Here is an 18,741-nt window from a genome sequence, read left to right as displayed (position 1 = left end):
ACCACCCGGTGCATCGATGCAATTTTGCATCGATGCAAGGAATGTGCAATTATTCTTCCCATACCGGGACCCCTGACCTGCCCCAGCGCTCCCGCTCTTGCCTTCCACCGCTCAAAAAGGAATGACGACATGACCACTCCAGCAACCCCCGCGCCGGGGCGGCCCGGGGAAAAGCAGCACATTGTCTTGCTTTTCGTCGGCCTGATGCTCTCGATGCTCCTGGCGTCGCTGAACCAGACCGTGCTCAGCACGGCGCTGCCCACCATCGTCGGCGAGCTCCACGGCGTCAACGACATGCTCTGGGTCATCACCGCCTTCATCCTCGCCTCCACGGTGACCATGCCGATCTACGGCAAGCTGGGCGACCTTATGGGCCGCAAGTCCCTGCTGATGGCCGCAATCCTGCTGTTTATGGCCGGGTCCGTCGTCGGCGGCCTGGCCAATGACATGGGCATGCTCATTGTTGCCCGCGTCATTCAGGGGCTGGGCGGCGGCGGACTGATGATCCTGTCCCAGGCGGTGATCGCGGACGTCATTCCGGCCCGCGAACGCGGCAAGTACATGGGCATGATGGGCGGCGTCTTTGCCATCGCCTCGGTCGCCGGCCCGCTGCTGGGCGGCTGGTTCACCGAAGGCCCGGGCTGGCGCTGGGTGTTCTGGATCAACATTCCGCTGGGCCTCCTTGCCCTGGCCGGAGCCGTCTTCTTCCTCAAGCTGCCCAAGCACAGCGGCCGGCCGCGGTTGGACCTCGGGGGCATGGTCCTGCTCGCCATTGCCACCACCTGCCTGGTGCTGTTCGCGACCTGGGGCGGCAGCAAGTACGACTGGACCGACCCCATCATCCTGGGCCTGATCGCCGGCGCCGTTGTCAGCGCCGCCGCGTTCGTGCTGGTCGAGAGCCGGACCGCCGAGCCGATCATCCCGCTGCATCTGTTCAAGGACCTCAACTTCAACCTCGCCACAGTGTCCGGCCTGCTGATCGGTGTGGCCATGTTCGGTGCGATCGGCTACCTACCGACCTACCTGCAGATGGCTTTCGGCGTCAACGCCACGGAGTCCGGGCTGCTGATGATTCCGATGATGGGCGCCCTGCTGGTGGCCTCCGTGGTTTCCGGCCAGCTGGTCAGCCGCACCGGCCGTTACAAGTGGATGCCGATCACCGGCGGCGTGCTGGTTGCCGGCGCCCTGGTGCTGCTCTCCACCCTGACGCCGGAGGCGCCGCTCTGGGAAATCTGCGCCTACCTCGCCGTGATGGGCCTGGGGCTGGGCCTGAGCATGCAGATCATGGTGCTGATCGTGCAGAACTCTTTCCCGCTGCGCGAAGTGGGCACCGCTACCGCGTCGAACAACTTCTTCCGCCAGATCGGCGCCACCCTGGGCTCCGCCGTCGTCGGCAGCCTGTTTGCCAGCCGGCTGGCCGGGCTGCTGGTCGAACGGCTTCCCGCCGCGGCCCGCGGTGCCACGCCGGGCGGGTCGAACTCGCTGACCCCCGCCGTCGTCGCCCATCTCCCGGCACCGCTCAAGGAGGCCATCATTTCCTCCTACAACGACGCCCTGACCCCGATCTTCATCTGGATGGTTCCGCTCGCCCTCGCCGCGGCCGTGCTGATGTGCTTCATCAAGGAGAAGCCGCTGGCCACCGCCGTCGAACACGACGTACTCGCCGAATCGATTGCCGAAGGCAGCATCCTGATCACCGCGGACGACGCCGACCCGTCGCCGGCCGCCGTGCCCGCCGGTGGCGCCCGGGGATAGTTCCAGGGGAAGCCCGGCCACGTCGCAGGAACAACATGTTCCGGAAACGCTCCCGAAACCTCGTTCGGGCATGCTGGGTCCAACGGGGCCCCGACGGCGGGGCCCGCTGGGGAGGGAACAGGATATGGACGTGAGCGAGACGCCGATCCGAACATGCGCGGAGCTGGCCGCCGGGGACGAGATCGAGGCGTGGCACAACGGCAAGCTGTTCCACAGGGGCAAGGTCACCCAGACCATCCCGCTGATGGAGCTCTTCTGGATCCTGGATGCCCGGACCGGCGCCCGGAAGCTGCTGGACCTCGAGGCACTGGAAATCCTCCGGTGCCCGTCCGGTGCGCTGCCCGGTAAATACACGACTACCGGCTCGACGGCGGCCCTGCCTCAAACTGCCTAGGGGTCCGGGGCCCGGAGGCCCCGGACTTCCGGGCGCTTATTAGACGGCGCAGCCGTCCGGGCCGCAGGCTCCGTTGTCAGCATCGGCGGCGCCGGCGTCGACCATAACCAGCGGGTGGCTTTCCTGCCACGCCTGGTCGAGGGCGGCGCTGAAGGTTTCGGCGGGCTGGGCGCCGGAGAGCCCGAATTTCCGGTCGATGACGAAGAACGGCACGCCGCTGACGCCCAGGGCGCGGGCCTCGGCGATGTCCTCCCGGACGTCGTCCGAGTACTTGTCGGACGTGAACAGTTCCTCGAGGGCCCCGGCGTCGATCCCCAGGTCGGTCCCGAGTGAGGTGAGGTACTCGCGGCTGCCGATGTCGCGGCCGTGTTCGAAGTGGTCGCTGAGCAGGCGCTCCTTGGCCGCGTCCTGCTTTCCGTGGGCCGCCGCCAGGTGGATCAGCCGGTGGGCGGTGAAACTGTTGGCCACCACGACGGTGTCGAAACGGTAGTTGAGGCCCTCGGCCCTGGCCTGGGCCGCCACGTGGTCGAACATCCCCGCGACCTGGTCCGGAGCCATCCCCTTGCGGGTGCTCAGGTAATCGAGCTCGGTGCCCTCGAAGTGTTCCGGGAGGGACGGATCCAGCTGGAAACTGCGCCACTGCACCTCCACGGATTCGCGGTGCGGGAACGCCGCGAGGGCGGTTTCAAAACGGCGCTTACCGATGTAGCACCAGGGGCAGGCCACATCGGACCAGATCTCAATCTTCATGCTGGTGACAACCGCGCCGGCGCCGCGCCCATTCCCGGCTGCCCGGGAAGCCGCGCCTCAGGGGGACAAAGCAGGCGGGCGTTCCATCACGAAGTCATGCTCCACGGTGGTCCCCAGCCTGAAGGACTTGGTGCCGACCTTCCGGAAGCCGGACTTCTCGTAGAACCTGATGGCGCGGGCGTTCTGGCTGTTCACCCCCAGCCAGAGTCCGCGGCCGTCCGGCACCGCGGCGATGCTGGCCAGCATCAGCTCCGCGGCGGCGCCCAGGCCGTGGTGGTCCGGGTGGACGTAGCACTTGCTTAGCTCTACGGCGGAACCGGTGCTGAGGGCGGTCGCTACATCGGCGTCCCGGGTGGGGCGGTCGATCAGCAGGCTGTACCCGCGGAGCTCCCCGTCCTCGTCGAGGACCAGCACCGTGACATCCGGGTCGCCGAGGTAGCCGCGGAAGCTGGTTTCGCTCAGCGTGTTGGCCAGGTGCGCGGCGATGTCTTCGGGCCGGGATTCGGGCGGGCAGGCGAGCGGGAAGGTGACGGCGGCCAGCTCGGCCAGCCGGCCGGCGTCGTCGGCGGTGGCTTGCCGGATAAGGTGCGTCATGCCCAAAACCCTAGTCCTGCCCGCCTCCGGGATGCCGTTCGTGAAGTGCAGTTCGTCATGTTCGGGACGGGTAGGCGACATACGCGAAGTGTGCCGAATCGGGCGCCCAGCTGTTGACGTTGAGGGTTCCCTGCCCGCCGAAAAGGGGCCACGTGTGCAGCGGCGCTGTCCAGTCCGCCACCGCCACCGCGACCACATCGACGGGAAGATTTTCGGGGTGGCCGAGGGTGCCGGGCGGGAACCGCACGTAGCTGGCCAGCAGGCCGTCCGGGGAAAGGTGCGGGAACCAGTCGACGCTGGGACTTGGCAGCAGGTGCTCGAGCGCCGACCCGTCGGGGCGTACCCGGGCAAGCTGGGCGTGACCGGGCCGGTCCGTGAAGGCCTCCGTGTTCAGGTAGATCCACTCGCCGTCCGGCGAATACTCCGGACCGTCGCAGTGTCCCGGGCCGGTGGGCACAGCGGTGGCGGGCCCGCCCGCCGCCGGCATGGTCATCAGCCGCCCGGGCCGGGAAAAGTCTCCGGCCTCCACCGCCACAAAAGCCAGCTTGGATCCGTCGGGGCTCACGCCGTGCAGGTAGTGCGCGAACCCGTCCTCGGCGGAGATCCGCACGGCCTCCCCACCCCGGATGCCGGCGCGGTACAGGTGGCCGTCCTCAGCGGAGAGGTAGAGGTGGGTGCCGTCCGGGGCGAGCACGTGGTCGTTGTTGACGGCAGGGACCCCCGTGACCGGGATGGCCTCGAGCGAGCGGACGGACAGCTCCAGCCGCCACAGCCTGCCGGCGCCGTTAAGGATGAGCGCCGAGCCGTCCGGAGTCCAGTTGGGGGCCTCCAGCAGCAGGCCGTCACTGGTAAAGACGAGCTCGCTGCCACCGGTGAGGGCGGAGGCGATCCAGACCTCGCAGCGTTGGCCCGGGACCAGCTCGCGGGGCACGGCCGTGCCCGGGCTACTGCTTGAAGGCGGCGTCGAAGGAGGTGCTCGACGCCGGGAAGTCGAACTTCTTGAGTGCGGCGAGAGCCTCCGGTGCGCCATGCAGGCGGTCCATGCCGGCGTCCTCCCACTCGATCGAGATGGGGCCGGTGTAGCCGATCGCGGCCAGGGCGCGGAACGAGGATTCCCAGGGCACGTCGCCCCGGCCCGCGGAGACGAAATCCCAGCCGCGGCGGGGGTCGCCCCAGGGCAGGTGCGAGCCCAGGACGGTGTTCCGGCCGGTGGGGCGCAGCTTCGTGTCCTTGCAGTCCACGTGGTAGATCCGGTCCTTGAAATCCCAGATGAAGGAGACGGGGTCGATGCCCTGCCACATAAAGTGCGAGGGATCCCAGTTGAGGCCAAATGCTTCGCGGTGTCCGATGGCCTCGAGGGTGCGGACGGTGGTCCAGTAGTCATAGGCGATTTCGCTGGGGTGCACCTCGTGGGCGAAGCGGACCCCGCAGTCGTCGAAGACGTCCAGGATGGGGTTCCACCGGTCGGCGAAGTCCTGGTAGCCGGCGTCGATCATCTTCTCCGGGACCGGCGGGAACATCGCGACATATTGCCAGATGGAGGAGCCGGTGAAACCCACCACGGTGTCCACGCCGAGCGCTTTGGCGAGCCGGGCGGTGTGTTTCATCTCCTCGGCGGCGCGCTGCCTGACGCCCTCGGGGTCACCGTCGCCCCACACTTTGGCCCCCACGATGGCCTCGTGCCGGAAATCGATCGGGTCATCGCAGACCGCCTGGCCCTTGAGATGGTTGGAGATGGCCCAGACTTTGAGGTTGTACTTCTCCAGGACCGCGAGTTTGGAGTCCACATAGCCCGGTTCGTCCCAGCGCCAGGCGTCCAGGTGGTCCCCGGAGACGGCGATTTCCAAACCGTCGTAGCCCCAGCCGGAGGCCAGACGGGCGACTTCCTCGAACGGAAGGTCGGCCCACTGGCCGGTGAACAGGGTGTACGGGCGGGGCATATCAGGCTCCTTCGGTGGAGGGGTCGGGGGAGGGGACGGCGGGCGGGGTGGTGAGTTGGATGGTGGAGCTTTTGGCGGCTGCGCTTTCCTCGACGGCGGCCAGGACGCGCTGGACGCTGAGTCCGTCCTCGAACGACGGCGACGGCGGGGTGCCGCCGTCGACGGCCACGAGGAAGTCGCGGATTTCGTTGGTGAAGGCGTGTTCCCAGCCGATCGTGTGTCCCTGCGGCCACCATGCCCTAATGTAGGGGTGCTCGGGCTCGCTGACCAGGATGCGGCGGAAACCCTGCTCCCGGACGGGAAGGGTTGCGTCCAGGAATCCGAGCTCGTTCAGGGCTTCCAGGTCGAACAGGATGGAGCCTTTACTGCCGTAAATCTCCAGCTTGAGGGCGTTCTTTTGGCCCGAGGCCACCCGGGAGACCTCCACCGAGGCGATGGCCCCGGAGGCCAGGGCCAGGGTGGCCCAGGCTGCGTCGTCGACGGTGACTTCCTCCGGGCCGTCCGGGCCCGGCCGGGAGGTGGTGAAGGTGTGCAGCCGGCCAGAGACCTCGGTGACCTGGTCGCCCAGCAGGAACAGGACCTGGTCGATGGCGTGGGAGGCGATGTCCCCGAGGGCGCCCGACCCGGCGGTCTCCTTGTTCAGCCGCCACGTCATGGGCGACTCCGGGTCCACCAGCCAGTCCTGAAGGTAGGCTGCCCGGACGTGCCGGACGGTACCGAGGCGGCCCTCGGCGATCAGCTCGCGGGCGAGGGCCAGCGCCGGGACCCGGCGGTAGTTGAAGCCGATCATGGACTGCACCCCGCGGCCGCGGGCGCTCCGGGCCGCCTCCGCCATCGCTTCGGCCTCGGCGAGGGTGTTGGCCAGCGGTTTCTCCACCAGGACGTGCTTGCCGGCCGCCAGCGCTGCGATCGCGATTTCGGCGTGCATCCAGCCCGGAGCGCAGATGTCCACGATCTGGATGTCGTCCCGCGCGATCACCTCGCGCCAGTCCGTGGCGGACTCGGCCCACCCGTACTGGGCGGCCGCGGCAGCCACCCCGGCCGGGTCCCGGCCCACCAGGACCCGGCGTTCGAAGGCCGGCACGTCGAAGTAGCTGGCAACATTCCGCCAGGCGTTCGAATGTGCTTTCCCCATAAAGGCGTAGCCGATCATCGCCACCCCGAGGGGTGTGGGGTGGCCCGGGTCCTCGGCCCCGTGGCCGGCCGGGTTTTCCTGGAAGGTCATAGCGTGTCCTAGAGGGTGGAGGCGGTGGGGTCCCAGTCCTCGGGGAGGGCTGCGGAGACGGGGGCGGTGCTGTCCACGTCGACGAAGGCCCCGGAGCCGATCGACTCGGAGATCGAGACCATCGTGTCCAGGACGTGGTAGGCGAGGTCTCCGGTGGCGCGGTGCGGGACCCCGGCGCGGATCGAGCGGGCCATGTCCAGCACGCCCATGCCGCGGCCGTTGGCGGGGCCAGTGGCGGGCACAACGGTCCAGTCCTCATCCCCGGCGCGCCAGAGCCGCACATCGCCGTCGAAGTAGTTCGGGTCCGGCAGGGAGAGGGTGGCCTCGGTGCCGGTGATCTCCACGAAGCCCATGCGCTGCCGCGGGGACTCGAAGGAAAAGACGCTGTGCGAGGAGGCTCCGCTTTCGAACTGGGCCATGGCCGACACGTGGGTGGGAACCTCGACCGTGAACTCTTCCCCGGCTTTGGCCCCGGATCCGATCACCCGGACGTCCTTGGCTTTGGAGCCAATCGCCGCAACCCGCCGGACAGAGCCGAACGTCTGAACCAGCGCGGTGAGGTAGTAGGGGCCCATGTCGAACAGGGGACCTGCGCCGTGCTGGAACAGGAAGGCCGGATTCGGGTGCCAGGATTCGGGACCGGGGGTCTGGAAGGTGGTCATGGCGGTCAGCGGGGTGCCGATGTCGCCCCGTTCGATGAGCCGGCGTGCGGTCTGCAGGCCGGCGCCGAGGAACGTGTCCGGCGCGGTGCCGAGACGGAGGCCGGCGGCGTCGGCCGCCTTCAGCAGCCCGAGCCCGGATTCGCGGTCCAGCGAGAACGGCTTCTCCGTCCAGACATGCTTGCCGGCGTTGACCGCGGCAGTGGCGACCTCCACGTGGGCGGCGGGGATGGTCAGGTTCACGATGATCTCGACGTCGGGATGGTTCAGGGCCGCATCGACGCCGCCGGACTGGGCAATGCCGTATTCCTGGGCGCGGGCGGCGGCAGCGTCCTCGAAGAGGTCCGCAATGACGTGGACCTTGAGGTCGGGGAAGACCGTCAGGTTGTCCAGATACTGCTTGCTGATGTTGCCGGCGCCGATGACGGCGACGCCGACCGGTCCGCGGCCGGTCCCGGACGCCGCGCTCATGCGTTCACGCCCTGCGCGCTCGCCGAGCCGGCCTTGAGGTAGGCCAGGGACTGGGCTATTCCGTCGAAGATGTCCCCCGAGTAGTCGTCGAATTCGACGACGCCGACCTCCAGTGACTGCGCGGCGCCGATGACGTCCCAGACGGCGATCTTGCCCTGGCCGGCCGGCAGCTGAGCCTTGGTGTCCGTGGTCAGCGGGCCGTCCTTGATGTGGATGAACTTGACCCGGTCGCCGAGCCGTTCGAGCAGCCCGGCGGGGTCCTGGCCGCCGACGGCCGCCCAGTAGGTGTCCACTTCCAGGACAACCTCGGGATCCAGCAGCCCGGCGAAGTATTCAAGTGCGGTCTGGCCCTCCACGCTGGATTCAAGTTCCCAGGCGTGGTTGTGGTAGCCCACCCGGATGCCGTACTTGGCGCCTTTTTTGGCCGCGGCGTTGAGCTTGGCTGCGGTGGACTGGATGTCCCCGGCGGTCTGCCAGTGCTCGGCGGGCAGGTACGGGTCGATGACGGTGGCGATGCCCAGGTCCTTGGCGGCGGTGAAGATCTGGTCCTGGTCCTGGCTCAGCAGCGGCGCGTGGCCGGTCGGGGCCGTCAGGCCGTTCTCGGCCAGGGCGGCGCCGAGTTCGGCCGCCGTGGCCACGAAGTTGTAGGGCTCGACCTGGGTGAAGCCGACCTCCTTGACCTTCCTGATGGTGCCGGGCAGGTCCTCGGCGACGGCGTTGCGGAGCGTGTACAGCTGGAGGGAGTACGACATGGGATTCCTTTGCGGGGTGGTGGGTGGTCTGGAGGGGCGGCTAGCGGCCTGCGAGGGAACCGCCAATGCCGCCCACACTGAAGTATTTGTTCAGGGTGGCGAAGACGATGATCGGCGGGAGCATCATGATCACGGCCAGCGCCATCACGGAGGTCCAGTCGGTGGCATTCTGCTGGAAGAACGACTGCACGCCCATGGGCAGGGTGAAGATCTCATTGGACCGCAGGAACACGATGGCCACAAGGTAGTCGTTCCAGGCCAGCAGGAAGGCGAAGATCGCGGTGGACAGGACGCCGGGCAGGCTGTTGCGGAGCACCACCTTGGTGAACGACCCGAAGACCGAGCAGCCGTCGATCCAGGAGGCTTCTTCGAGGCTGACGGGGATCGAGTCGAAGTAGGCCGCCATCATCCAGGTGGCCACGGTCATGGTGGACCCGACGTAGATGATGGTGATGCCCAGCAGGTTGTCCACCAGCCCCATCCCGGCGAAGAGGATGAAGAGCGGCACCACGGAGGTGATGATCGGCAGGGACTGCATCACGAACAACAGGAGTGAGTAGCCGGAGACGGCCCTGCTCCGGCCACGGGAGAGGACGTAGCCGGCGGGTGCTGCCACGGCCACGGAGACCACCACGGTGGACAGGGTGGTGATCAGGCTGTTCTGCAGCCAGGTTGCGGCCAGTGTTCCGGAGAAAACATTCGCGATGTTCTCGAAGGTGGGACCGGTGGCGGTGCTGTGCGCTCCCGGGGTGAAGGCCAGGATCACGGTGACCATGATGGGGACCAGCACTATGGCCGTGATGATCAGGATCAGGACGAAGCGCCACCACCGGCCGCGCTGCCCCGCCTCGGAGAGGGCCTGGCGTGGTTTGCCTGCTTCGCTGGACCCGCTGATGGCGCCGGTCTGGGGATGGGCGTGGAGAACTGCGCTCATTATTCGACGCTCGACTTTCGGATCTGGCGGTATAGGAGGACGGAGATGACCACCAGGGTCATGGTCATCAGGAAGGCGATGGCCACACCGGGTCCGGTAGCGAAGTCCTGGAAGACGGTGCGGTAGGCCAGGACCACCAGCGACGTGGTGGCGCTAACCGGTCCGCCGCCGGTCAGCAGGTAGATCGTGGGGAAATCGTTGACACAGAAGATCGTCATGAGGATCCATGAGATGTACGTGGAGCGGGCGATCAGCGGCAGCGTGATCTGGGTGAACTGCTGCCGCCGCGAGGCGCCGTCCATGCTGGCGGCCTCGTAGACGGTCGTATCGACGGAGGCCAGCGCCGCGGAGGTCATCATCATCATGAACGGGAAGCTGACCCAGACCTTGAAGACCATCACCGTCCCGGCAGCGAGCGTGGGATCCGCCAGGAATAACGGGGTGCCCATGCCAAGGTTGCGGAACATGCTCGGAAGCAGGCTGTCCGGGGTGGCGACGAGCCAGTTCCAGGCTGTGGAGGAGACCACGATCGGGACCACCCACGGCAGCAGCAGCAGGACCTTGAAAGTACCGCCGGCCGGGATCCTGGTGCGCAGGAGCAGGGCCAGGCCCAGTCCCACCAGCCACGACCCGAACACTCCGACGATGGTGAACCACAGGGTGAACTGTGCGGCTTTCCAGAAGGCGGGCGAGGACAGCACGGTGGCGAAGTTGTCCGTGCCGACGAAGTTTCCGGCCTGGAGCAGGTCCCCGTCGTGGGTGGCCTGGATGGCCGCGTAGATCAGCGGATAGCCGTGGATCAGGACCAGCAGGACCACCGAGGGGATCAGCAGCCAGAAGAAGGTCCGGGTGGTCTGCGCCGTGAGCTTGCTCTTGCGCTTTCCGGGCGAGGCTCCCGAGCCGCTGGGGGCGAGTCCCCGGCGGGCCCGGGCCAGGCCCGAGGTGGCGGTGGTGGTGGTTGTCATGGCCGGCGCCGCTACTTCTTGAGGACCGATTCGAGGCCGGACTGGAAGGTCTGCAGCGCGGTCTTGGCGTCCGACTTGCCGGTCAGGATGGTCTGGCTGAACTGGTTCAGGGCCTGGCCGCCGTCCAGGGCCGCGAGGTTGGCGTTGAGGGTGGAGCCCTGGGACGCGAAGGTCTTGGCGATGGGCTGCCAGTCCTTGACGATCTTGACGTTGTTGGGGTCATTGGCAAACTCGGGGATCTGCGTGATCGACTTGAAGACCGGCAGCGCGGACATCAGCTTCTGGCTCCAGAGTTGCTTCAGCTGGCCCAGGTAGTAGACGAGGAACGCTTCGGAGGCCTCCTGGGACGGAGTGTTCTTGTACATCATGATGTTGTTCGGGAACACGATGGTGGCCTTGTCCCCGTGCGGGCCGGTGATGGGGTCGGCCACCAGCAGGTCGCCGGAGGTATCGCCGACGCGTTGCGGCACGTTGACCTGGAACAGGCCGTAGCCGGCCTTGCCGTCCTTCCACTGGGCGGACATGTTGTCTGTGGTGTAGCTGACGGCCGCGGGATCGACGATGCCGTTGGAGACGAGTTCCAGGACGAATTCGATGGCCTCGACGTTGCGGTCGTTCAGGAGGTCCAGCTGGCCCTCCTTGTTGAACACGCCGCCGCCGTTGTTCACCATCATCATGATCATCGAGTGGTTGCCGTAGTTGTTGCCCGCACCGGCACCGGTGGTGAACCCAAACGCGCCGAGCTTCTTGAGGGCCTTTCCGGCTTCCAGCAGGGAGGGCCAGTCCGTGGGCAGTGCGACGTTGGCCTTCTCGAACAGCGACTTGCGGTACCAGAAGACGCGCATGTCCAGCTGCCAGGGGACGGCGACGTAGCCCTTGTCGGTCTTGAACGGATCCAGCACCCCGGGCAGGAAATCATCGAAGGTGCCGTTGCTCTTGAGGGTGCTGATGACCTTGTCGGCGTACGCGATCTGTCCCTGCTGCTCGAACTGGAAGGCCTGGAAGCCGCCGCCGGTGGAGACGGCCGGTCCGGTCTTGGACGCGATGGCCGAGGAGAAGGTTTGGTAGAAGTTGTTCCACTGGATGATCTGGTAGCTGGCCTTGCTGTTGGCCCCGGAGAAGCCCTCCGCGAGTTTCTTGGCGGCATCGTTGTAGGCGGGGGTTGCCCACGGCATGTCCCAGAACTTGATGGCGCCGCCGCCACCCGCGCCTTGGGAGGCGGAGCCGCCGCCGCAGGCTGCCAGGAGCGGTGCGCTGGCCGCTGCTGCGGCGAAGCCCAGGAAGCCCCGGCGGGAGAAGGCGGAGGAGGTTAGGGAGGACTTGTTCGTCACGATAATTTCCTTTCGTGACCGGGCCGCGGGGCCCGGTCTTCTCGACGGTGAGTTGATACGGAAGTTGGTGCTGGTGGTGCGGGGTGCTGCGGGCAGAACGGGTCAGCCGTGAAGGTCCCTGACGAGCGCCGCCACGGGGGCGAAGCGCTCCAGGTCATCCAGCCCGGCGCCGGTCTGGACTGCGGCGTGGAGCCGGATCCAGCTGCGGCGGTGGGCCGATTCGAAGCCGGTGGGCAGGGTCGTGGCACCGTCCGGGGTGACCGTGCGGACCTCTGCGGGCCACGCGGCCGCCGCGTCCGGCAGGGTGACGTCGGTCCGGCCGGTCCGGGTGAGGACCGACACCGTGGCGGTGTGCGGCAGCGCCGACGTCGTGGTTCCTTGCAGCGCAGCCGGGGCGCCGTCCGGGAGCCGGGCCATCACCAGGTAGCCGCGGGAGTCCATCCGGACAATCCGGTGGGCGGACAGCTCCACGCCGCAGGCGGCCAGGGCGCACAAGTGGCGGGTCAGCAGGTTCTCCGGTGCTGTTCCGGGGGCGGCGTAGGCCACGGAGTCGCACAGCACGGCGTCGGCTACGGCCCCGGAAAGGGCGCCGACGGCGGTGGCGCCCGGGCCGGCAAGCACCGGATTCGACGCCCAGCCATGATCCAGGGCGACGGCGGCGCCCCTGTCGGCGGCGGCCGCGGCCAGCGCCGCGGGGTCTTCGGGGGCTGGTTCGACGACGACGACGCCGCGGGCTCCGCCGCGGACCGCGGCCGTGGCGCGGCTGGTCCACCCGGCGTCGCCGGAAACGGCAACGACGTCGGCCGGCCCGGCGGCGGGGCCGAAGGAGACGGGAAGGGAGGCGAGGGCGGCCGCCACGGTGTCCGCGACGCCGGACTCCTGCCCGACGCTGAGCCGGGCGCTCATGCCCGCGTCTCCGCGTAGGCGGCGGCTGCGGGGGAGGCCATGCCGGCGGCCGCATCCGCGATGGCGAGCGCGAAGTCGAGATCATCGCGCAGGCTGCCCGGCTCGGGCGCCGGGGCGGTGCCGCGGGCGATGGCGGCAAGCCGGCGCCACTCGCCCTCGTAACCGTTGTGGCTGTAGGGGCCGAGCACCGTGGTCCCTGCCCGGGTGTGGATCCGGGCCGTTGCCGATCCGGCATGGACGTAGGACGGGGTGAACGTAATGCTCAGGGCGGCGTCATCGCCGATGGCCTCGAAGGTCCAGTCCGGTTCCCAGGTCTGGTTCATGGCCGCCCGCAGTTCGATGACGGTGGTGCCGGCTTGCAGGGAGATGACGTAGCCGAAGGGCGCCAGGGTCTCGGCGTGGAGGACTTTGGCGTCCGCAAAGTGAGGGCTGAAGCGTCGGACCAGGGGGAGGTCGTGGATGGCGAGGCCCATAACCCCGCCGGAGAGCATCGCTTTCGCGGCCTCGAGCGCGGCCTCGAGCGCGGCCTCGGTTGCGGCCTCTGAGGCGGACGCCGTTTCGGCGGCCGGGCGTGTGGCCGGCGGGGGAGTGCGGCCCACCACCTCGGTTGCGAAGTCCTCGAAGCGGGTGTTGGGCGGCAGGACGATGGAGGACCGGATGGTGTGTACCTGTTCCGGGAGCGAACCCCAGGCGTCTTCCGCTGCCAGCCAGGCCGGATCGAAGGTGTGCATGGCGCCAACGATCACCGGAACTCCGGTTTCGGCCGACACCGTGAGAATCGCCGCCGCCTCTTGCCCGCTCATGGCGAAGGGCTTTTCGCAGAGGACGGCCTTCTTGCCGGCCCGGCAGGCGTCGATGACCTGCTGGGCGTGAAACTGGTGCGGGCTGCAGACGGCGACGACGTCCACGGCAGGATCGGCGAGGAGCTCCGCAGTGCTGGTGCTGAAGCGGGCGCCGACCCGGGCTGCGACGGATTCGGCCACCGCGGGATCGACGTCCATCACGTGCCGGACGGCGAGGATGTCCTCCAGCCGCGCCAAGGACGGCAGATGAATGGCCTGGGTCACGGGCCCGGCCCCGATGATCCCGACGCCCAGCGGCCCTGATGCCGCCTGTGCTTGGCTCGCCACGTTCATAACCCCTTTGTCATTCCAGGCCCGGCTGCGGCATCCCGCCGCAGCTCCGGTGACCTGGCTCACACTCAAGCTAGAGGGACTTATGTCGAACGTCAAGCAAAAGTTGAAAACTTCGTTGCAGTCTTATTTCGGTGTGACATGAAGAAGGCCTTCGTGCTATCACTTACTCATGAGTACGATTACCGGCACCGACTCCGCAGCCCCGGAGGCCGGCGGAAGCCTGTCCCGCGCCGGTGACCTTTTCCAGATCCTGCGCGACGGCAAGGCCAGGACCCGCGCCGAGCTGGCCCTCACCACGGGGCTGGCGCGGTCCACCATCGCCTCCCGGATCGAGGCACTGATGCTCTCCGGACTGGTCGGCCCCGCCGGGGAGGCCAGCTCCAGCGGCGGCAGGCCGCCGTCGCGCTTTGCCTTCAACCCTGCCGCCCGCTCCGTCCTTGCGGTCGACGTCGGCGCCACCCACGTGATCATTGCCGTGACGGACCTTAACGGGACGGTGCTGGCCGAACGCCGGCTCAAGCAGGACGTCGCAGACGGTCCTGCCGTAGTCCTCGACCGGGTCATCGACGAGGGCCTCAAGCTGCTCGGCCGGGCCGGCCGGAGCAAAAAAGACCTCGCCGGCGTCGGGATCGGGCTGCCCGGACCGGTGGAACACGCCACCGGCAAGCCCGTGAAACCGCCGATCATGCCCGGCTGGGACGGGCACGACGTCGTCAGCCACGTCCAGCGCTCCCTTCCCGTCCCCGTCCTTGTCGATAACGACGTGAACATCATGGCGCTGGGCGAGCAAACGGCCCACTGGCCCGGCGATGAGAACTTCCTGTTCGTCAAGGTCGCCACCGGCATCGGCGCCGGCATCATCAGCAGCGGGGAGCTGCAGCGCGGCGCCAACGGAACGGCCGGGGACCTCGGCCACGTGCGGGTACCGCGGGGTGACCAGGTGCAGTGCCGGTGCGGCAATTACGGCTGCCTCGAAGCGCTCGCCTCCGGCCCGGCGGTGGCCCGCGCGCTCGCGGAGCAGGGCCTTGAGGCGAGCGACGGCGGCGACGTCCTGCGGCTGGTGGCCGCCGGCAACCTGCAGGCCACCCAGGCGCTGCGGCAGGCCGGACGGGACCTGGGCGACGTCCTCGCGACGGTCGTGAACCTGCTGAACCCGTCAGTGATCGTCCTGGGCGGCAGCCTCGGCCAGGCCGGGGAGCACCTCATGGCCGGCGTCCGCGAGGTGGTGTACCGGCGCTCGCTGCCCCTGGCCACCACCCACCTGCGCATCGGCCTTTCCGTCGCCGGCGACCGGGCAGCCATCCTGGGGGCCAGCCAGATGGTCACCCAGCACGTGCTCTCGCCCGCCGTTATCGAAGCGACCCTGCAGGCAACCGGCTGATCCGGCCGGTGGTTAACGGTGGTTACCGGGGCGTCGGCCGGGGGATCTGCCGAGGGCGTCACATACAGCGGCCGCGGCAGGGGCCCGGGCCGGCCGTGATAGCAATGGGACTGATGAAAACATATTTCTGCCGGGCCGCCGGGGCCGCGGGGCTAGCCCGGTGAGCGCCCTGGCGCGGATCCCGCGCGGCGGGCTCCTGATGATCGCGATCGGCCTGATCGCCCTGAACATGCGCGGCCCGTTTGTGGCCGTGGCCCCCGTGGTGGGCGACATGCAGCGGGACCTGGGGTTCTCGCCGGTCGAAATCGGCTTCCTGACCGGCATCCCGGTGCTCTGCTTCGCGCTCGCGGCGCCGCTGGCCTCGCTGACGGGCCGGAAGCTGGGCCCGGAGTTCGCCATCACACTGACCCTGCTGGGTGTGCTGGCCGGCGTCATCGTGCGCTCCTCGGGCGGCGGGGCGCCAGTGATGCTCGGCACCGTGATCCTGGGCGTCGCCATCACCATCGGCAACATCGTGGTCCCGCTGATCATCCGGCGGGACTTCAGCCCGGCCAAACAGGGCGCGGCCATGGGCACCTACACGGCGACCCTGAACATTGGTTCCTTTGCCACGTCCATGATCACCGCACCGTTGGCGGAACTGCTGGGGTGGCGTCCTGCCATCGCGGCCTGCGCCGTGTTCGCGCTAGCGGCCGCGGCTGTGTGGATCCCGGCGGCAGGCGCCGACGCCTACCGGCCCCGCGCCGTCCCGGGCTCCGACCCGACCCGCGCGGCCCGGCCGCCGGCGTCGCGCTGGATCACGGTGGCCCTGACCGCGGGCTTCGCCGGCCAGGCCTTCTCCTACTACGGCGTCACCGCGTGGCTGCCCAGCCTGCTGGCCGACGAACTGGGCCTGGCGCCCTCGGCGGCCGGGGCCGGGTCCTCGCTGTTCCAGATCCTGGCGATCGCCGGCGGCCTGGGGGTCCCCCTGGCGGCGCGCTTTGCCAGCACGACGGCGGTCGGGCTCACCCTGGGGGCGCTCTGGCTGACAGTGCCGCTGGGCCTCCTGCTGGCCCCCGGGCTCTGGTGGTTGTGGTCCTCCTTCGGCGGGGTGGCCCAGGGCGGCGGCATCACCCTGATCTTCATCGCCATCATCCGGCTGGCCCGGGACCAGGTCTCCGCGGGGCGGATGTCCGCCGTCGTCCAGGGCGCTGGCTACTGCGTCGGCGCCGTGGCACCCACCCTGCTCGGTTACGTGCACGGCCTCTCGGACTCGTGGACCGGGCCCCTGCTGATGATCCTGGGCTCGGTGACGCTGTTCATTGTTGGCTGCGGGCTCTCGCTGCGCCACGTCCCGAAGCCGCACTGACAGCCCCCCGCCGCTCGGCACAACACCTGAGGCCCATGTTTCCTGGAAAACATGGGCCTCAGGTGTCCGTTCGACGCCGTTGTCGGGTGCTCGGGAAGGTATTCCGTTGCCGGGCCGCCGCCCCGGATCTCGGGGAGCCTGTTGCGAAGGGCATGGCGGCCCGGCGGACGGAAGCCGGGGTGGGCGGACCCGGATGCCGCAACGCGGTCTCCGGGCCCGTCCGGGGTTAGACGGCCACGAGGTCCGCGCCGCTGATGGCGGTGGCGGCGCCGTCGCGGGCCTCGTGCAGGAAGCGGTCGTAAGCCGGCAGGGTCAGGAAGGCGGGGAACTCGTTGCCGAGCGTGACCTCCTCAAAGATGTCCCTGGCATCGGCGAAACGGTCGCCTTCGAAACGTTCCAGCTTCACGAACTCCTCGTCCAGCATGTCCTCCACCCACTCGCGGGTAATGACATCGCCGGCGTCCGTGATGGCGCGGGAGAAGATCCACTGCCACAGCTGCGAACGGGAGATCTCCGCGGTGGCGGCGTCCTCCATCAGGTTGTGGATGGCGACCGCACCGTTGCCCCGCAGCCACGACTCGATGTACCGGATGCCCACCTCGATGTTGTTCCGCACGCCCTGCTCGGTGATCGTTCCGGTGGTGGAGGCGATGTCGATCAGCGCACGGTCATCGGGGGTAACCTCCTCGCGGAGGCGGTCCAGCTGGTTCGGGCGGCCGCCGAGGACGCCGTCGAACACTTCCCGGCACACGGGCACCAGGTCCGGGTGCGCCACCCAGGAGCCGTCGAAGCCGTCGGCCGCCTCACGGGTCTTGTCCGCACGCACCTTCTCGAACGCAATGGCGTTGGCTTCCTCGTCCTTGCGGTTGGGGACGGCCGCGGCCATCCCGCCGATCGCCATGGCGCCGCGCTTGTGGCAGGCCCGGACCAGTTGCTCGGTGTAGGCGCGCATAAACGGCTGCGTCATGGTGACCTGGCCGCGGTCCGGAAGGACGAACCGGGGTCCCCGGGTCCGGAAGTTCTTGATCAGCGAGAAGATGTAGTCCCAGCGGCCGGCGTTCAGGCCTGCGGCGTGCTCGCGCAGTTCGTAGAGGATCTCCTCCATCTCGAACGCCGCGGTGATGGTCTCGATGAGCACCGTGGCACGGATGGTGCCCTGCGGGATGCCCAGCAGGTCCTGGGCGAGGACGAAGATGTCGTTCCAGAGCCGGGCCTCGAGGTGGTTCTCGATCTTCGGCAGGTAGAAGTACGGGCCCTTGCCCTGGGCGATCAGGCGGCGGGCGTTGTGGAAGAAGTAGAGGCCGAAGTCCACGATGCCGCCGGCCACCGGGGTGCCATCGATGAGCATGTGCTTCTCCGGCAGGTGCCAGCCGCGGGGCCGGACCACAATGGTGGGCAGCTCCTCGGCGCTGCGCAGCTTGTACTCCTTGCCCTCGGGCGAGGTGAAGTCGATGCGGCGTTCCAGCGCGTCGGACAGGTTCAGCTGACCCTGGATGACGTTGCGCCACGACGGGGTGGAGGAGTCCTCCATGTCCGCGAGCCACACCTTGGCGCCGGAGTTCAGCGCGTTGATGGTCATCTTCTTATCCACCGGGCCGGTGATTTCCACGCGGCGGTCCGTCAGCCCGGGCGCCGGGGGAGCGACGCGCCACTGCGGGTCGTTGCGGATGGCCTCGGTCTCGGGCAGGAAATGCGGGTCCTGGCCCTTGCCGATCTGCTGGCGGCGTTCCTGCCGGGCCAGCAGCAGCTCCTGCCGGCGCTCCGCCGTCGCCTTGTGAAGCTTGGCAACAAAGGCCAGGGCGTCCGGGGTCAGGACCTCGTTCTGCCGGCAGATGGGCTGCGCGGTCAACGTAACCCCGTTGATGGTGAAGTTGTCAGTGAAGCTGTTCATGGGAGTTGCTCCTTGAAAGTCCGCCGTTGCCCTATCACTTTTGGTCCCCAAAGGCGGCCGATGAGGACCAAAAGTGATAGGGCAACTGGCGGGAAAGGCTGTGGGCGGGGATTAGTGAAACTGGCCCTCTTCGGTCGATCCGACCAAGGCGAGGGTGGAAGCGTTCGGGTTGAGCGCGGTGGCGATGTCGTCGAAGTAGCCGGTGCCGACTTCGCGCTGGTGCTTGGTGGCGGTGTAGCCGCGGGCTTCGGAGGCGAATTCCTTTTCCTGCAACTCAACATAGGCGCTCATGCCTTCCCGGGCGTAACC

The 18,741-nt window shown here is 68.4% G+C and carries 17 protein-coding genes and 1 pseudogene; 4 read left to right on the top strand and 14 right to left on the bottom strand.

Features of this window, described 5'->3' with window-relative positions:
• The first annotated feature begins 129 nt into the window (after positions 1–129).
• Positions 130–1,755: an MDR family MFS transporter gene (locus AC1DBE_RS13925; RefSeq protein ID WP_476903557.1), complete on the top strand. Its 1,626-nt coding sequence runs from the start codon at positions 130–132 to the stop codon at positions 1,753–1,755.
• Positions 1,756–1,885: 130 nt separating this feature from the next.
• Positions 1,886–2,149, top strand: a complete 264-nt coding sequence (locus AC1DBE_RS13920; protein WP_476970898.1) for a hypothetical protein — start codon at positions 1,886–1,888, stop codon at positions 2,147–2,149.
• Between the two features lie 39 nt (positions 2,150–2,188).
• Here AC1DBE_RS13920 and AC1DBE_RS13915 read toward each other — a convergent pair whose 3' ends face one another.
• The 12 genes from AC1DBE_RS13915 to AC1DBE_RS13860 form a co-directional block, all read right to left on the bottom strand.
• A complete protein-coding gene (locus AC1DBE_RS13915) occupies positions 2,189–2,899 on the bottom strand; it encodes a DsbA family oxidoreductase (protein ID WP_476970897.1) in 711 nt (236 codons plus the stop codon).
• Positions 2,900–2,956: 57 nt separating this feature from the next.
• Entirely contained in the window at positions 2,957–3,493 is a 537-nt protein-coding gene (locus AC1DBE_RS13910) for an N-acetyltransferase family protein (protein WP_476970896.1), read from the bottom strand.
• Positions 3,494–3,548: 55 nt separating this feature from the next.
• Positions 3,549–4,424, bottom strand: coding sequence for a TolB family protein (locus tag AC1DBE_RS13905; RefSeq protein WP_476970895.1), 876 nt, complete (start codon positions 4,422–4,424; stop codon positions 3,549–3,551).
• 13 nt (positions 4,425–4,437) lie between these two features.
• Positions 4,438–5,433 carry a sugar phosphate isomerase/epimerase family protein gene (locus tag AC1DBE_RS13900; RefSeq protein ID WP_476970894.1) on the bottom strand — a complete coding sequence of 332 codons (996 nt, stop codon included), beginning with the start codon at positions 5,431–5,433 and terminating at the stop codon, positions 4,438–4,440.
• 1 nt (position 5,434) lies between these two features.
• Positions 5,435–6,658, bottom strand: coding sequence for a Gfo/Idh/MocA family protein (locus AC1DBE_RS13895; protein ID WP_476970893.1), 1,224 nt, complete (start codon positions 6,656–6,658; stop codon positions 5,435–5,437).
• Between the two features lie 8 nt (positions 6,659–6,666).
• Positions 6,667–7,788, bottom strand: coding sequence for a Gfo/Idh/MocA family protein (locus AC1DBE_RS13890; RefSeq protein ID WP_476878355.1), 1,122 nt, complete (start codon positions 7,786–7,788; stop codon positions 6,667–6,669).
• The gene (locus AC1DBE_RS13885) at positions 7,785–8,540 is read right to left on the bottom strand and encodes a sugar phosphate isomerase/epimerase family protein (RefSeq protein ID WP_476903559.1); all 756 of its coding nucleotides are present in this window, start codon (positions 8,538–8,540) and stop codon (positions 7,785–7,787) included. The genes AC1DBE_RS13890 and AC1DBE_RS13885 overlap by 4 nt, the downstream gene beginning before the upstream one ends.
• A gap of 40 nt (positions 8,541–8,580) precedes the next feature.
• Positions 8,581–9,474, bottom strand: coding sequence for a carbohydrate ABC transporter permease (locus tag AC1DBE_RS13880; RefSeq protein ID WP_476970892.1), 894 nt, complete (start codon positions 9,472–9,474; stop codon positions 8,581–8,583).
• Positions 9,474–10,439, bottom strand: a complete 966-nt coding sequence (locus tag AC1DBE_RS13875; RefSeq protein WP_476970891.1) for a carbohydrate ABC transporter permease — start codon at positions 10,437–10,439, stop codon at positions 9,474–9,476. Before AC1DBE_RS13875 ends, AC1DBE_RS13880 begins: the two co-directional genes overlap by 1 nt.
• Positions 10,440–10,450: 11 nt before the next feature.
• A complete protein-coding gene (locus AC1DBE_RS13870; protein WP_476878351.1) occupies positions 10,451–11,770 on the bottom strand; it encodes an ABC transporter substrate-binding protein in 1,320 nt (439 codons plus the stop codon).
• A 102-nt stretch (positions 11,771–11,872) separates the two neighbouring features.
• Positions 11,873–12,676, bottom strand: a complete 804-nt coding sequence (locus AC1DBE_RS13865) for a hypothetical protein (protein WP_476970890.1) — start codon at positions 12,674–12,676, stop codon at positions 11,873–11,875.
• Complete coding sequence (locus AC1DBE_RS13860; protein ID WP_476970889.1) at positions 12,673–13,806, bottom strand: Gfo/Idh/MocA family protein; 1,134 nt, start codon at positions 13,804–13,806, stop codon at positions 12,673–12,675. The genes AC1DBE_RS13865 and AC1DBE_RS13860 overlap by 4 nt, the downstream gene beginning before the upstream one ends.
• A 175-nt stretch (positions 13,807–13,981) precedes the next feature.
• Here AC1DBE_RS13860 and AC1DBE_RS13855 point away from each other — a divergent pair, with 175 nt between their 5' ends.
• Positions 13,982–15,193 (top strand): ROK family protein, encoded by a 1,212-nt coding sequence (locus AC1DBE_RS13855; protein WP_476970888.1) that lies wholly within the window; start codon positions 13,982–13,984, stop codon positions 15,191–15,193.
• Between the two features lie 199 nt (positions 15,194–15,392).
• Complete coding sequence (locus AC1DBE_RS13850; protein ID WP_476970937.1) at positions 15,393–16,541, top strand: MFS transporter; 1,149 nt, start codon at positions 15,393–15,395, stop codon at positions 16,539–16,541.
• A gap of 226 nt (positions 16,542–16,767) precedes the next feature.
• Here the strand turns inward: AC1DBE_RS13850 and aceB are convergent, their stop codons facing one another.
• A complete protein-coding gene (aceB, locus tag AC1DBE_RS13845) occupies positions 16,768–18,432 on the bottom strand; it encodes a malate synthase A (protein WP_476970887.1) in 1,665 nt (554 codons plus the stop codon).
• Between the two features lie 111 nt (positions 18,433–18,543).
• A pseudogene (locus tag AC1DBE_RS13840) lies at positions 18,544–18,741 on the bottom strand (isocitrate lyase); the annotation flags it as partial.

It is taken from the genome of Arthrobacter sp. 10T416 (assembly GCF_056394165.1).
Note: the sequence above shows the minus strand (reverse complement) of the source record. Positions and strands in the feature narration are given on the sequence as shown.